Genomic DNA, 14,652 nt, shown 5'->3' with positions numbered 1-14,652 from the left:
AATCATGAATTATACATTGAAGCGAACAAAGAGAAGAAGGGTAATACCTGGATTCCCATTATCAATTGGGATTACATTAGCAATGCTAAGTATGATCGTACTTATTCCGATGGCATCGATTGTAATTTGTGCTTCTGACCTTTCTTTTGATGAATTTATACAAATCGTAACAGCAAAAGATGTTCTATCAGGATATGTCGTTAGTTTCTCTTGTGCATTCATAGCGGCAATTATAAATTGTATCTTTGGCGTGATTCTTGCTTGGGTTTTAGTTCGATATGAATTCCCAGGGAAGCGAATACTAGATGGATTGATAGAACTACCATTTGCACTACCAACAGCAGTTGCCGGTATATCATTAACAGCATTATATTCCGACAAAGGTTGGATAGGAAGTATATTTGCTAAGTTTGGAATTAAGATAGCATATACGAAAATAGGAATTACGATTGCGATGATATTCATAGGAATACCATTCGTAGTTAGAGCAATTCAACCAGTTTTAGAAAAGTTTGATTCACAATATGAAGAAGCGGCAGCAATGTTAGGGGCAAGTGGATGTAGAACATTCTTACGAGTTATATTTCCAGAGATTTTGCCGGCAATGTTAACGGGATTTGGATTAGCATTAGCAAGGGGAATTGGGGAGTATGGAAGTGTTGTATTTATAGCAGGAAATATTCCATATAAGACACAGATTGCCCCATTACTCATTATGGCGAAGCTTGAACAACTAAAATATACCGATGCAACAGCAATAGCATTAGTAATGTTAGCAGCGTCCTTTGTCATCTTATTATTGATAAATATAATTCAAGTGCATGCAACAAAGAGAACAACATAGAAAGCAGGTGGAGGTATGAGTATAGAAAAGAACGCAGTAAATTTACAAAAAGGAACGAATCATACAAAGCGAATATTAATCACAGTAAGCTTGCTGTTTATCATCACTATGCTTATTATTCCGATGCTTATATTAATTGTTTATGCATTCAAAGATGGAGTAGGAAAATACATAGAAGCAATCACAGATACCTATACGATTAAGGCACTACGATTAACATTATTAGCAACCGTTACAGCAGTGCTAATCAATACAGTTTTCGGTATATTTGCAAGTTGGGCAATTACTAAATTTTATTTTAGAGGTAAACAATTATTACTTACATTAATTGATATCCCTTTCGCAATTTCACCAGTAATAGCAGGTTTGATTTTTATTCTTACATTTGGTCGAATCGGTTGGGCGCATGGATTTTTAGAGGCGCATGATATTCAAATTGTATTTGCAGTTCCAGGTGTAATAATAGCAACAGTGTTTGTAACATTTCCATTCATATCAAGAGAAATTATCCCTGTATTAAATGCACAGGGGAAGGACGAGGAAGAAGCGGCGGCACTTATGGGAGCAAGTGGATTTCGCATATTTAGAAAGATAACACTTCCGCATATGAAATGGGCACTGTTATATGGAATTGTATTATGTAGCGCAAGAGCTATGGGAGAGTTCGGAGCAGTATCTGTCTTATCGGGACATCTACGAGGAAAGACAAATACACTTCCGCTACATGTAGAGATTATATATAACGAGTTTAAATTATCAGCCGCATTTGCGGTATCGTCAATCTTGGTTGTATTGGCGGTAATCATACTAATACTGCGAAATATAGTGGAATATAAGGCGAAGAAGGGAGGACGGTAGTTATGTATGTAGAATTAAAGAATATCAATAAAACATTTCATAATTATAAAGCGTCCGATAATGTTAATTTTGGAATTGAACAAGGAAAATTAATCGGTCTGCTAGGGCCGAGTGGAAGTGGCAAAACAACAATACTCCGTATGATAGCTGGTTTAGAACAACCAGATTCGGGAGATATCCTTATTAATGGAGAACGAATCAATGATATTCCTGCAAGCAAGCGAGGAATTGGATTTGTATTTCAAAGTTATGCGTTGTTTCGTTATATGACAGTATTCGACAACGTTGCATTTGGATTAGAGATTCAGAAGAAGAATAAGAAAGAAATCAAGGACCGTGTATTAGAATTGATTAAATTAGTTGGATTAGAAGGATTAGAGAATCGTTATCCGAACCAGCTATCAGGAGGGCAAAGGCAAAGAGTTGCATTCGCAAGGGCATTAGCACCAAATCCGCAGTTGTTGCTATTAGATGAGCCATTTGCAGCGATAGATGCCAAGGTAAGACAGGAGCTTAGAAGTTGGTTAAAAGAAATGATTAGCCGAGTTGGAATCACAAGTATATTCGTTACACATGACCAAGACGAGGCAATTGAAGTGGCAGATGAAATTATCATAACAAATCAAGGAAGAGTGGAGCAGATGGGGTCACCAGTTGAAATATATAAGAAACCCACGACACCATTTGTTGCACAATTTATTGGACAGTCAAGTTTCGTTGAGAATTATAGCAATCTAGTTGGATTCGAAAAGATAGAATCAATGAACCAAGCAGTAATTCGCCCAGAATTTATAAGAATAGCAAAACAAGGAGAATTAAAGCAATACCTAAGTGCCTCAGAACAAGGCGTTGTAGAAGGAATTGCATTCCGAGGAAATAATTTAGAGGTCAAAGTAAATGTCAAAGGGCAGATATTTACCGCAACAAGGTCTCTTGAGAAGGAAAGTATTCAAGTAGGGGAAACGGTGAGCGTATTGATTTACCGACTATATGTATTTGACAAGGATAACACCTACTTGTTGGAGAATAAAGCGATGGAGGATGAGAATCCTGTATTTATCTAAGAGAGGAGCTAGGTGCGGAATGAGTAAAGAAATTACAGTAAAGACCTATAATACGGATATTCTGATTGTTGGTGGTGGTACGGCTGGTTGTTATGCGGCACTTACGATCCGAGAGAAATCCGATGCAAGTGTGATTATTACAGAGAAGGCAAATATAAAACGAAGTGGCTGTTTGGCAGCAGGAGTAAATGCGATTAATGCTTATATCGTGAAAGGAAGGACTCCAAGGGATTATGTGGAGTATGCAACAAGAGATGCAGCAGAAATCGTAAGAGATGACTTACTTCTTACGATGTCAGAGGGACTTAATCGAGTAACAAAGAAGTTAGAAGACTTAGGTCTCGTAATATTAAAAGATGAGAATGGCGAATATGTCGCTAGAGGAAATCGAAACATTAAGATTAACGGAGAGAATATAAAACCAATTCTTGCAGATGCAGTAGATGCATTAGAGAATGTGACAGTTCTAAACCGAGTTGCGGTTACCGATTATCTAGTGAAGGATAATCAAATATATGGAGCATTAGCGATTGATGTTGAAGAAAATGTACTTTATGTCATCCATGCAAAGAAAGTAATCTGTGCGACGGGTGGAGCAGCAGGATTATATAGACCAAACAATCCAGGGTTTTCAAGACATAAGATGTGGTATCCACCATTTAATACAGGAGCAGGATATGCAATGGGAATTCTGTCAGGAGCAGAGATGACAACATTTGAGATGCGATTTATAGCACTGCGATGTAAAGATACAATTGCTCCAACAGGTACGATTGCACAAGGAGTAGGAGCAAAGCAAGTAAATTCTTTCGGAGAAGTCTATGATGACAAATACGGAAACACAACATCAGAGAGAGTTTATGGAACAGTTAGAGAGAACCTTGAGGGACGAGGGCCTTGCTATCTAAGAACAGAAGGAATAACAAAGGAACAGGATCAGGAACTTCTTAGAGCATATCTAAACATGGCACCAAGCCAAACACTCAAGTGGATTGAATCAGGGAAAAATCCGAGTGAACAAAGCGTTGAAATAGAAGGAACAGAACCCTATATCGTAGGTGGTCATACCGCTAGTGGATATTGGGTTGATACAAATAGAGAGACAACAATAAAAGGACTATATGCAGCAGGTGATGTAGCAGGAGGATGTCCACAAAAATATGTAACAGGTGCGTTAGTGGAAGGTGAAATTGCAGCGAATGCGGCAGTAGATGCTTTATCAAAAGAAAGAAGTAGCCTTTCAGTAGACGAAGAGTATATAAATAGCCGTATTCAAACTAAAAAAGAAGAGATTGAAAGTATTCTTAACTGTAAAGATGCAACATTCACAACAGAGCAATTAGAAGAGGCAATGCAAAAGGTTATGGATACCTATGCAGGAGGAATCGGCAGTCATTATCAATTCAATGAGAAGCAATTAGAGTTAGCCAAGGAAAAGATAGAGCAGATTACAGAGTTAAGTGAGCAGCTACAGGCATCGAATATGCATGAGTTACTATTTGTATATGAGTTGCGAGAAAGACTCGTTGTCTGTCAAAGTGTCATAGCACATCTAAGAGCAAGAAAAGAAACAAGATGGCATAGTTTTGCAGAGAATCTGGATTATCCAGAGAGTAGTGAAGAATGGTTACGTTATGTGAACTCGAAACGAGAAGATGGAGAGTTAAAGATAATCTATCGAGATTTGGTGAAACGAGGTGAGCGTTATGAGCATAGCAATTAATAAAAATAAATGTGTTGGTTGCAAGATGTGTACTTCGGTTTGCCCAGGAAGTTTGCTGGCACTTAATGATGAACAGAAAGCATATATTCAGTATCCAAAGGATTGTTGGGGCTGTGCATCTTGCGTGAAGGAATGTAAGTTTGGAGCAATCTCACTCTATCTTGGAGCAGATATTGGAGGAAGAGGAAGTCATCTGTCAACATCATTTGATGGAGATTTTGTAACATGGTTAATAGAGAAACCAAATGGAAACAAAGAAGAGATAGTAATTAATCGTAAGGAGTCCAATCGTTATTAATAAGATAATGTAAGGATAGATAGGAGGATCATTATGGATCATTTGGATACATTGGAAGCAGAAAGTATATATATTCTAAGAGAAGCGTATAAGAAGTTAGGTAAGTTAGGTATGCTTTGGTCAATCGGAAAAGATTCAACTGTTTTATTATGGCTAGCAAAGAAAGCGTTTTTTGGACATTGTCCATTTCCATTTATACATGTGGATACGACATACAAGATTCCAGAGATGATTGCTTATCGAGATAAGGTAGCAAAGGAATTGAATTTAGATTTAATCGTACATACAAACCAAGCTGCAATAGATGCAGGAATGGGGCCGGAAAAAGGAAGACTTGTATGCTGTAAAGCATTGAAAACAGAAGGTCTACAGCAAGTAGTTAAGAAATATGAATTTGATGGATTAATCGTTGGTGTTCGTCGTGATGAAGAAGGTTCTCGTTCGAAGGAAAGAGTATTCTCAGAACGTAATAAGAATGATGAGTGGGATTATTCCAACCAACCACCGGAACTTTGGGATCAATTTAAAACAGACTTTCCGAAAGGAAATCATATTCGTGTACATCCGCTATTACACTGGAATGAAATTGATATCTGGGAGTATATCAAACGAGAGAATATCCCAATTATTGATTTGTATTTCGCAAAGGAGGGCAAACGCTATCGTAGCTTAGGTTGTGCACCATGTACTGGAAAGATTGAATCGAATGCAACATCAGTGGAAGAGATTATTGAAGAGTTAAAACATACAACAGTAAGTGAACGTGCAGGAAGAGCACAAGACCAAGAGGATTCCTATGCAATGCAAAAATTGCGTAAGGACGGATATATGTAGAAAGGTGGAGATAGCATGGCTCAGATTGAAAATATAGATAGATTAAAAATAGTGGTTGTAGGGCATGTTGATCATGGAAAATCAACAGTTATCGGTCGCCTATTATATGATACACATTCCTTACCACAAGGAACAATTGACAAAGTAAAACGAATTGCAAAGGAGACAGGAAAACCGTTTGAATATGCGTATTTACTAGATGCATTTGAAGAGGAACAAAAACAAGGAATCACAATAGATACAACACAGATTCAGTTCCAGACAAAGAAGAGAGAATATGTAATTATTGATGCACCAGGGCATAAAGAATTCTTGAAAAACATGATATCAGGTGCAGCAAATGCAGAAGCAGCATTTCTTATTATTGATGCGAAGGAAGGCGTGCAGGAGCAGTCAAAACGTCATGCATACATTTTATCATTAATCGGAATTAAGAAAGTATATGTTGTATTGAATAAGATGGACTTAGTAGAGTATTCAAAGGAAGTATATGATTCCGTTAAGAAAGAGATGGGAGAATTTCTGGACACTCTTAATATCAAACCAATCGATTACATTCCAATCTCAGCATATTACGGAGAAAATATATTAGAGAAGTCAGATAAACTAGACTGGTTTGCAGGCAACTCTGTTATTGAAGCAATGGACAGTATTGAGAAAGAGAAGGGGCTTGATAAGAAACCGCTTCGTCTTCCAATCCAAGATGTATATAAGTTTGATGACCGTAGAATTATTGCTGGACGTATCGAAGCAGGAACATTACGAGAAGGCGACAAAATTACAATCTATCCAGAAGGCAAGAAGACAACAGTTAAGACAATCGAATACTGGGCAGACCGAGATAATACAGATGTTGTTACTGCTGGCCAGTCGGTAGGAATTACAGTTTCAGACGAATTCTTTAACAAGCGTGGAGAAGTAATCGCACTGGAAGAGAGCAAACCGCTTGTATCAAATTCTTTCCGAGCAAGTATCTTCTGGATGGGCAAGAATAACTTAGTGAAAGATAAGAAATATAAGATTAAGTTAGCAACACAGGAAATAGAGGGAGAGTTAGAAGAGATTATCAAAGTAATTGATGCTTCTAGTTTGGATTCGAGTGAACAGGTTCAAAAGGTAGCATTAAACGATGTTGCAGAAGTAATTATTACAACGAAAGAACCAGTAGCATTTGATTTATTCTCTCAAAGCCAAGTAACAGGAAGATTCGTTATTGTTGATGGTTATGATGTTGCAGGTGGCGGAATTATAACACAGGCAGAGGAAGAGAAAGAAAACAAAGCATTAGAGACATTCCGTAACGGTAAGTTAAAGGCAAGAGGTGATATCTTCGAAGAATTCTACTATAACGTAGAGCAGTTTGCAGTAAACAAAACAGGCGTATCGTCAAATACTTACACAGTTGGAGATGCAATTCCACTAAAAGGAGAGAGCTATGAGTATCCAGAGAATTTTGATATCTTGGAATTACGTGACAAAGTGGCAATTCAAATCAGAGAGGGCAAGATTGCAGACATTATACCATTAAATGAATATCGTTATGCAGGTCATCCGATTACAAACGGAAGAGGTTTTGCAGTAAAAGTGAATGCCGAAGAAGAGTTAAATCAATTCTTACAAGAATATCAAGAATTAGACGAAAGAAGAGAAGTTGCCTTCTTGAATAAATGGATGCGTTTTGATACATACCGTTGGGTCGTATTCCATAACAACTATTGGGTAATATAAAGGAGAGATTATCGTGGCAATTGATTATAGTGCATTGAAAAAAGGTGGCTTTATGCGCCAGAAACAAAAAGGGAAATTCTCATTACGTTTGCAAGTAGTAGGAGGAACACTAACAGTAGAGAATCTTGAAGCAATCTCGAAAGTGGCAGAACGATATGGAAAGGGAGAAGTGCATCTAACATCACGTCAAGGTGTAGAGATTCCTTATATAGATTTTGAAGATATTGAGGAAGTAAAGGCAGAGTTAGCAAAGGGTTCTTGTAAACTAGGAGTTTGTGGAGCAAGAGTTCGTACTGTTACAGCTTGCCAAGGAAATGTAGTGTGTCCAAGTGGAAATATTGATTGCTTTAAGATAGCAACAGAACTTGATAGACGATATTTTGCAAGAGAGTTACCACATAAATTCAAATTTGGCGTTACTGGTTGTCAGAATAACTGTCTAAAGGCAGAAGAGAATGACATTGGCGTAAAAGGTGCATTAGATGTTAAGTGGGAAAAAGATAAATGTATCTTCTGTGGTGTATGTGAGAAAGCTTGCCGTTCAGGTGCAATTACGATTGATGGTGACAATATCCTTCTTGATGAGAGCAAATGTAACTATTGCGGACGTTGTGCAAAAGCTTGTCCAACAGAAGCATGGGATGGTGAGGAATCGTATATTGTTTCCTTCGGAGGATTATTTGGAAATACAATTAACAAAGGCTCCAGCATCTTACCTTTAATTAAGAATGAGGAACAATTATATAGAATAACAGACGCTGCAATTCAATTCTTTGATGACAATGCCAATGCAGGGGAGCGATTCAAGTTTACAATTGACCGTGTGGGCTGGGATGCATTGCAAGCAGTAGTAGAGGAGGCGTACAATGGCTGATTTTCAAATTGATGATACGGTAGATATAACGGATGTCGTATGCCCATTAACATTTGTAAAAGCAAAAGTGGCAATAGAAGAATTGGAGGATGGGCAGATTCTATCCGTTAAGATGAACGATGGAGAGCCTGTTCAGAATGTTCCAAGAAGTTTGAAAGAAGAGGGACATCAGATTTTGAAATTAATTAGTAATGATGACGGTACATATAACCTTCTTGTTAAGAAGGTAGAAGAGTAAGGAATATAGGGGGCAGGTTTATGGCAAGTCGAGTAAATCAAGAGAATTTTGAAGCTGAAGTGTTACAGGCGAATGTACCTGTTTTAGTGGATTTCTATTCCGATTCCTGTATTCCATGTAAGCAGATGTCACCAATTCTGTCACAGTTAGAAGAGGAATACGGGGAGCAAGTTAAGATTGTTAAAGTAAACGTAAACTTTGATACAGAGCTTGCAAGTGAGTACCGAGTTATGGGTGCACCAACATTCGTCGTATTTGTTGATGGGAAAGTTGTTAATCGCAGTCATGGAGCAAAGAAAAAGGAAGAGATAAAAGAATTAATTGAGAAATATTAGTAATTGCGAAAGGGATAATAAAAGTATGAATATAACAGTTGCAGGTAAGAAAACAGAAGTAGAAGAAGGCATTTCCGTTGCTAAATTAATTGAAGTTGCAGAAGTAGAGAGTCCATTATATGTTACAGTGAGTGTGAATGATGAATTTGTGGATTCGCAAGCATTTGAAGAGACAATTATAAAGGAAAATGATTCTGTAGAGTTCTTATACTTTATGGGAGGAGGGAGCTTCTAATGGCATTTACAAATGAACAATTAGAACGATATTCAAGACATATCATTTTGCAAGAAGTTGGTGCAAAAGGGCAGAAGAAGCTTCTGAATGCGAAGGTATTAATTATCGGTGCAGGAGGGCTTGGAGCACCAGCGGCTATGTATCTGGCGGCAGCAGGAGTTGGTACAATTGGCATTGTAGATGCAGATGAAGTGGATTTATCGAATCTACAACGACAAATCATTCATGCAACGAAAGATGTTGGTAAACCAAAGGTAACTTCGGCTAAAGAGACAATGAATGAGATGAATCCAGATGTAACAGTGAACACCTATCATATGTTTGTTACGGCTGAGAACATTCTTGATTTAATCAAGGAATATGATTTCGTTATTGATGGTACAGATAACTTCCCAGCGAAGTTCCTTATAAATGATGCGTGTGTTATGGCGAAGAAAGCATTTTCCCATGCAGGAATTATAAGATTCAAAGGTCAGCTTATGACATATGTTCCGGATCAAGGGCCTTGCTATCGTTGCGTATTCCAGTCACCACCACCAAAGGATGCTGTTCCAACTTGTAAGCAAGCGGGAGTTATCGGTGCAATGGGTGGAGTTATCGGAAGTCTACAGGCAATGGAAGCATTAAAATACATATTAGGTGTTGGTGAATTACTAGTTGGAAAACTATTAACATACGATGCACTCAAGATGGAATTTAGAACCGTACAGTTACCTAAGAAGGGAAAAGGCTGTGCCGTATGTTCTGATACTCCAACGATAACAGAATTAATTGACTATGAACTTACAGAGTGCGATGGAAAGTAGGGATTAAGTTGATACAGATAAAACAAGAGGATTATAACACAATTGTTCATCATGCAAAGGAAGGTTTACCAAATGAGGCATGCGGTTTACTAGGTGGCGTTACCATTGATGGTGTAACATATGTGAAGAAAGTATATTGCCTAAAAAATATAGATGCGAGTAGAGAACATTTCTCAATGGATGCAAAGGAACAGTTGACGGTTATCAAGGATATTCGTAGCAACGATTGGCAATTAATTGGAAACTTTCATTCGCATCCTGAAACACCAGCAAGACCGTCGGAAGAGGATAAACGACTTGCTTATGACTCAAAACTGTTATATGGAATTCTCTCTTTAATGGATGAAGAGTTACCTGTGCTGAAGGTATTTCATATTAGCGAAGAGAAGGAAGTTTCTGTAGAGGAAGTTGCGATTGTGGAATAAAGAATATCCTTCATTTCCTCAAGTGTATACCCTTTCACGTCTTGTGGTCTACCAATAATGATACAAGTGATTCTGGCTTGCTTTGCGGCTTCGATTTTCTCAGCGAATCCCCCAAGTAAGCCAGATTCTTTTGTTACAAGATATTTGGCATTACAATGAGTAAGCATTGCATAATTGAGTTCTGTAGAGAAAGGGCCTTGCATACAGATAAGATGCTTTCCTTGAATACCTAGTTCATAGCATTCCTTCACTACTTGTGGAGAAGACAATGTCCTAGCGTAGATACGGTTCTCAAAGTCAGAGAGTTTTGTATACTTATGTAATTCCTTACTTCCTGTGGTTACGAATATATTTCCGGAGGTTTCTTGAAGGTAATTGACTGCTTCATCAATAGACTTAACGAATACCATATGACTATCTTTGGTAAGTAATTCAGAACTTTCACGTAGTACACGGTAATATGGTGCGTTTGTTACTTGGCAGGCAGATTGAATGTTCGCAGATACTACAGTTGCATACGGATGCGTTGCATCAATAACAGCAGAGAAGGATTCTTGATTTATAAGGTGAATCATATCATCAGCAGTTAGGCGAGTAGAAGTTGTCTCAACATATTCAAGATTTAATAAAAGATGTTCCCCATATTCAGTAGCTACACAGGCATGTGTGGCTATTTTTAATGTATTTAGATATTCTGCCAAGATACGCCCTTCAGTTGTTCCAGCAAAAAGTAGGATACGATTCATGTGATTCCTCCTAGTAAAGTAGTGTGATTGATATAAGAATTAGTATAAATGCTTGTGCATAAATAGTATAGAGAAAAATTAAAATGAATTGAATAAAAATAATGAATATAAATCGCTGAAATCAGATTTTTTGTCACAGTCTTGTCATGCTCCGCATTTTATAATAGAACGAAGGAGGGAAAATTTAAAATAAAAAATAAATTTTTCAGTTTTCTATTTAAGCAGTTTCACAAGCAGAGTCTGTGAAATATAGGGGTACTAATATGCCAGAAAAAGCCAATTAACAGGAGGAAAAGATATGAATAAAATCACAAAATCAAAAAAAATCCTTTCAGTAGTTTTAACACTGTTACTTATTGTGTCATACTTGCCAGTAACAGCAGTTCCTGCACGTGCAGCTGTTGTAACAGCAGATTATGATTGGTATAGCAATCCAGTTGGGGATGAGTATTTTATTGGTACAGCAGCAGAGTTACTAGGGTTTGCTAATATTGTTAATGCTGCTGATGGGCAAACAAGAAATTTGTTTAGTGGTAAAACCATCAAATTAACTGCTGATATTGATTTGTCAGAGGTATGTAATGCTGAAGTTGGAAGTTGGATTCAAATCGGAGATTCAAGTACAAATGCTTTTAAGGGAACATTTGATGGTGAAGGTTATGAAATCCAAAATATATACATACAAACGACGACTGCTAATCAAGGGTTATTTGGTTATAGCAAAGGGGTTATTAAAAATTTGGGCATATCAGGAACGATAACATCTGGTTTTAATTTGATAGGTGGCATTGCAGGTATTAATAGTGGTGTGATAACAAATTGTTACAATGCATGTAGCATTCAAGGAAAGTATAATGTTGGTGGAATAACAGGTATGAATAAGGGCGATATATCAAACTGTTACAATATGGGAGCAATCACTACTATAAATGATGGTGTTACTGGTGGGATAGCAGGTGTTAATAGTGAGGGTAAGGTGTCAAATTGTTATAATACAGGAGTAATCACTAGTACAAGCTCTATGGCTAAATACATGGGGGGAATAGTAGGACAAGGTGCAGGTGGTGAAATAAAAAATTGCTACAATACTGGTGATGTCTATGGAGAAAAGTATGTGGGGGGTATACTAGGTGCTAGGTATAATATAAATGGGATTCCTGCTTGTACTGTATCGGAGTGTGTATCGTTAGGTTTAACAATAGCAGGAACGGGTGGTGTTGAAGTTGGACGTATAGTAGGCAAATATGATACAGATGCATATTCGGATAATAAGGCACGTGAGGATATAAGTCTTGTTATTAATGGTAATGTTGCTAGTGCTCAGAATAAAGGAACAGATGCAATAGATGGTGTAGATATCGTTCTTAATGGTGAAACAACAATGGCAGATGTATTTGATGGTACTTGGTCAAGTGAGATATGGGATTTTGAAGGAACGGATATCGTAGAAGTAGGTGTAAGTTTACCGACTCTTAAAACGATTTCTTCTATACAAAACGTTGCGTTACTAAGTGCACCAATCTATTCCATTTCCTTAGACCTTGCAACTGATTATACATTCCCAAGTGCAGTTACAGGATATGGGGAACAAACAGCATTAGATATAACCGTTACTAATACAGGAAACAGAGCAATAGGAGAGTTGAATATTACACTATCAGGTGCAAATGAATCATGCTTTACGTTATCTAGTAGTACAATATCAAGTTTAGACACAGACGGTGTGAGTGGATTTAGCGTAAGACCCAATACAGGGCTTCCAAATGGAACATATACAGAGATAGTGAAGGTATCTGGAAGTAATGGAATTTCAGAAACATTCAATGTGAGCTTTACAGTAACAAAAGCAGCAGATCCTACGCCAAGTACCACACCAACGGAAACAAAAGAGTCAGAGCCAGACCAAATTGTAACATCAAACATTGATATGGTAAGATTAACACCATCTTCAGCTACAGTAATCCAAGGTAAGACAAAGAGCTTCACAGCAACTGTAGTAGGAACGGAAGATTCATCGAAGGAAGTTTCATGGTCAGTAGAAGGAAATACATCAAGTAATACGGTAATAAGTACAGATGGAGTATTAACAGTAGGAAAAGATGAAGGAGCAACAACTCTTATCGTAAAAGCAACTTCCAAAGGAGACAATACAAAATCAGCACAAGTGACAGTAAAAGTAGTAGCCAAAAAAGGTACGAAGTTTACAGTAGGCAACTACACATACATAATTGCAGATGATAAATTTAATGGTACTGGAACAGTAACATTAACAGGCGTAGCCAAAGGCAAAACCGTTACAACAGTGAATGTTTCTGAAACAGTAAAATACAAGGGTGTTGAATACGATGTAACAGCAATCGGAGAGAAAGCATTCTATCAGAACAAAGATATCAAGAAAGCAACAATCGGAAACAATGTAACAGTAATCGGAAAGAATTCATTCCGTGAATGTACAAGTCTAACAGAAGTTATCGTTGGAGACAGCGTAACAGTAATCTCATATGGTGCGTTCTATAAGTGTACAACACTTAAAAAGATAACAATCGGAACAGGATTACAAGAGATAGGTAACCATGCATTCTGTCATGACAAAGCATTGGAGACAATGATTATTGAGAGTACGAAATTGACAAAGCTTGGTGATCATGTATTATATGCGAATATGAAATTAACAATTAAAGTACCAAGTTCAAAAGTGAGTGCTTATGAGAAGTTGTTTACTAAGACAGTGCAAGGTAAGAAAGTAGTGGTCTTGAAGAAGTAAGAGAGATATAGTAAGAAAAGTAAAAAACTCGTCCATATTTGTATAAAAGAAAAGTACAAATATGGACGAGTTTTGCTTTATAGATTATTAGTTATTCAATCTCATTATAAAGAAATGCTACGACTAGTGTAAATAGGAGCGAATACGAATGACAATGATAGCGGAATTTTCGGCATTTTGAGTTTATATTGATTTTATTTTCCAAACATACTAATATTATATATATATAAATGTGAAGGACGTAATGTAATTAGCTAAGAGTATTTATTGTCAAAAGGAGTTTTACCTTATGAATATTATTGCAGTTGATGATGAAAGAATATTACTAGAAGATTTAGCGAAGGCGATAAAAGTTGCCATTCCAGAATGTATGCTATCTTGCTTTAAGAAACCATCAGAAGCGCTAAAATACGCACAAGATATCAAGATAGATGTGGCTTTTCTGGATATAGAAATGGGTGGTATGAATGGTCTTGTGCTTGCAAAAAAATTAAAGGACATTTACCCAAAGATAAATATTGTGTTTACTACGGGGTATTCACATTATGCTCTAGAATCCTATAAAGTGAATGCAAGCGATTATCTTTTGAAACCTGTTAAGCCTGAGATGATAAAGAACGCATTAGAAAATCTTCGTAACCCAGTTGAAAGAATTAATCAGAATAAAATACGTGTGCAATGCTTTGGAAACTTTGAAGTGTTTGCAAATGACGAACCGTTGCAATTCTCACGATCCAAAACAAAAGAATTACTTGCTTATCTAGTTCTACGACAAGGAGCAATTTGTACGAACAATGAAATTTCGGCAGTCCTGTGGGAAGATGGAGTAAAAACACCTTCCACAAAAGATTATTTTCGTCAGTTAGTATCTGACCTAACA

The 14,652-nt window shown here is 37.1% G+C and carries 16 protein-coding genes; 15 read left to right on the top strand and 1 reads right to left on the bottom strand.

Features of this window, described 5'->3' with window-relative positions:
- Nucleotides 1–4: 4 nt before the first annotated feature.
- From cysT to RMR19_RS08590, 13 genes are read left to right on the top strand one after another with little or no spacing between them, the layout of a single operon-like run.
- Nucleotides 5–844 carry a sulfate ABC transporter permease subunit CysT gene (cysT, locus tag RMR19_RS08650; protein WP_310603091.1) on the top strand — a complete coding sequence of 280 codons (840 nt, stop codon included), beginning with the start codon at nucleotides 5–7 and terminating at the stop codon, nucleotides 842–844.
- Between the two features lie 15 nt (nucleotides 845–859).
- The gene (cysW, locus tag RMR19_RS08645; protein ID WP_310603090.1) at nucleotides 860–1,702 is read left to right on the top strand and encodes a sulfate ABC transporter permease subunit CysW; all 843 of its coding nucleotides are present in this window, start codon (nucleotides 860–862) and stop codon (nucleotides 1,700–1,702) included.
- 2 nt (nucleotides 1,703–1,704) lie between these two features.
- Entirely contained in the window at nucleotides 1,705–2,766 is a 1,062-nt protein-coding gene (locus tag RMR19_RS08640; protein ID WP_310603089.1) for a sulfate/molybdate ABC transporter ATP-binding protein, read from the top strand.
- Nucleotides 2,767–2,785: 19 nt separating this feature from the next.
- Nucleotides 2,786–4,489 (top strand): adenylyl-sulfate reductase subunit alpha, encoded by a 1,704-nt coding sequence (locus RMR19_RS08635; protein WP_310603088.1) that lies wholly within the window; start codon nucleotides 2,786–2,788, stop codon nucleotides 4,487–4,489.
- Complete coding sequence (locus RMR19_RS08630; RefSeq protein ID WP_310603087.1) at nucleotides 4,473–4,787, top strand: indolepyruvate ferredoxin oxidoreductase subunit alpha; 315 nt, start codon at nucleotides 4,473–4,475, stop codon at nucleotides 4,785–4,787. Before RMR19_RS08635 ends, RMR19_RS08630 begins: the two co-directional genes overlap by 17 nt.
- A gap of 33 nt (nucleotides 4,788–4,820) precedes the next feature.
- Nucleotides 4,821–5,621, top strand: coding sequence for a sulfate adenylyltransferase subunit CysD (gene cysD / locus RMR19_RS08625; protein WP_310603086.1), 801 nt, complete (start codon nucleotides 4,821–4,823; stop codon nucleotides 5,619–5,621).
- Nucleotides 5,622–5,636: 15 nt separating this feature from the next.
- Nucleotides 5,637–7,349, top strand: coding sequence for a sulfate adenylyltransferase subunit 1 (locus tag RMR19_RS08620; RefSeq protein WP_310603085.1), 1,713 nt, complete (start codon nucleotides 5,637–5,639; stop codon nucleotides 7,347–7,349).
- Between the two features lie 52 nt (nucleotides 7,350–7,401).
- The gene (locus tag RMR19_RS08615) at nucleotides 7,402–8,223 is read left to right on the top strand and encodes a 4Fe-4S binding protein (protein WP_442871535.1); all 822 of its coding nucleotides are present in this window, start codon (nucleotides 7,402–7,404) and stop codon (nucleotides 8,221–8,223) included.
- On the top strand, nucleotides 8,216–8,461 hold the full coding sequence (locus RMR19_RS08610) for a sulfurtransferase TusA family protein (protein WP_310603084.1): 246 nt from the start codon (nucleotides 8,216–8,218) through the stop codon (nucleotides 8,459–8,461). Before RMR19_RS08615 ends, RMR19_RS08610 begins: the two co-directional genes overlap by 8 nt.
- A gap of 20 nt (nucleotides 8,462–8,481) precedes the next feature.
- Nucleotides 8,482–8,796 (top strand): thioredoxin, encoded by a 315-nt coding sequence (gene trxA / locus RMR19_RS08605; RefSeq protein ID WP_310603083.1) that lies wholly within the window; start codon nucleotides 8,482–8,484, stop codon nucleotides 8,794–8,796.
- Nucleotides 8,797–8,821: 25 nt separating this feature from the next.
- Entirely contained in the window at nucleotides 8,822–9,031 is a 210-nt protein-coding gene (gene thiS / locus RMR19_RS08600; RefSeq protein WP_310603082.1) for a sulfur carrier protein ThiS, read from the top strand.
- Nucleotides 9,031–9,837, top strand: coding sequence for a thiazole biosynthesis adenylyltransferase ThiF (gene thiF / locus RMR19_RS08595; protein WP_310603081.1), 807 nt, complete (start codon nucleotides 9,031–9,033; stop codon nucleotides 9,835–9,837). The genes thiS and thiF overlap by 1 nt, the downstream gene beginning before the upstream one ends.
- Before the next feature lie 8 nt (nucleotides 9,838–9,845).
- The gene (locus tag RMR19_RS08590) at nucleotides 9,846–10,262 is read left to right on the top strand and encodes a M67 family metallopeptidase (protein ID WP_310603080.1); all 417 of its coding nucleotides are present in this window, start codon (nucleotides 9,846–9,848) and stop codon (nucleotides 10,260–10,262) included.
- Here the strand turns inward: RMR19_RS08590 and cobK are convergent.
- On the bottom strand, nucleotides 10,208–11,008 hold the full coding sequence (gene cobK, locus RMR19_RS08585) for a precorrin-6A reductase (protein ID WP_310603079.1): 801 nt from the start codon (nucleotides 11,006–11,008) through the stop codon (nucleotides 10,208–10,210). The genes RMR19_RS08590 and cobK overlap by 55 nt on opposite strands.
- Nucleotides 11,009–11,306: 298 nt before the next feature.
- Here cobK and RMR19_RS08580 point away from each other — a divergent pair, with 298 nt between their 5' ends.
- A complete protein-coding gene (locus RMR19_RS08580; protein ID WP_310603078.1) occupies nucleotides 11,307–13,772 on the top strand; it encodes a leucine-rich repeat protein in 2,466 nt (821 codons plus the stop codon).
- Between the two features lie 289 nt (nucleotides 13,773–14,061).
- A partial coding sequence (locus tag RMR19_RS08575) for a response regulator (RefSeq protein ID WP_310603077.1) occupies nucleotides 14,062–14,652 on the top strand: 591 nt, incomplete at its 3' end.

The organism is Anaerosporobacter sp., assembly GCF_031551385.1.
Classification (GTDB): domain Bacteria; phylum Bacillota; class Clostridia; order Lachnospirales; family Lachnospiraceae; genus Anaerosporobacter.
This window is presented reverse-complemented; position numbering and strand designations above follow the sequence as displayed.

Bases quoted from the DNA above. Each gene is read 5' to 3' on its own strand.
- RMR19_RS08635 (WP_310603088.1), top strand. From the start codon at position 2,786: ATGAGTAAAGAAATTACAGTAAAGACCTATAATACGGATATTCTGATT.
- trxA (WP_310603083.1), top strand. From the start codon at position 8,482: ATGGCAAGTCGAGTAAATCAAGAGAATTTTGAAGCTGAAGTGTTACAG.
- RMR19_RS08620 (WP_310603085.1), top strand. From the start codon at position 5,637: ATGGCTCAGATTGAAAATATAGATAGATTAAAAATAGTGGTTGTAGGG.
- RMR19_RS08615 (WP_442871535.1), top strand. From the start codon at position 7,402: ATGCGCCAGAAACAAAAAGGGAAATTCTCATTACGTTTGCAAGTAGTA.
- cobK (WP_310603079.1), bottom strand. From the start codon at position 11,008: ATGAATCGTATCCTACTTTTTGCTGGAACAACTGAAGGGCGTATCTTG.
- thiS (WP_310603082.1), top strand. From the start codon at position 8,822: ATGAATATAACAGTTGCAGGTAAGAAAACAGAAGTAGAAGAAGGCATT.
- RMR19_RS08640 (WP_310603089.1), top strand. From the start codon at position 1,705: ATGTATGTAGAATTAAAGAATATCAATAAAACATTTCATAATTATAAA.
- RMR19_RS08580 (WP_310603078.1), top strand. From the start codon at position 11,307: ATGAATAAAATCACAAAATCAAAAAAAATCCTTTCAGTAGTTTTAACA.
- cysD (WP_310603086.1), top strand. From the start codon at position 4,821: ATGGATCATTTGGATACATTGGAAGCAGAAAGTATATATATTCTAAGA.
- RMR19_RS08610 (WP_310603084.1), top strand. From the start codon at position 8,216: ATGGCTGATTTTCAAATTGATGATACGGTAGATATAACGGATGTCGTA.
- thiF (WP_310603081.1), top strand. From the start codon at position 9,031: ATGGCATTTACAAATGAACAATTAGAACGATATTCAAGACATATCATT.
- cysW (WP_310603090.1), top strand. From the start codon at position 860: ATGAGTATAGAAAAGAACGCAGTAAATTTACAAAAAGGAACGAATCAT.
- RMR19_RS08630 (WP_310603087.1), top strand. From the start codon at position 4,473: ATGAGCATAGCAATTAATAAAAATAAATGTGTTGGTTGCAAGATGTGT.
- cysT (WP_310603091.1), top strand. From the start codon at position 5: ATGAATTATACATTGAAGCGAACAAAGAGAAGAAGGGTAATACCTGGA.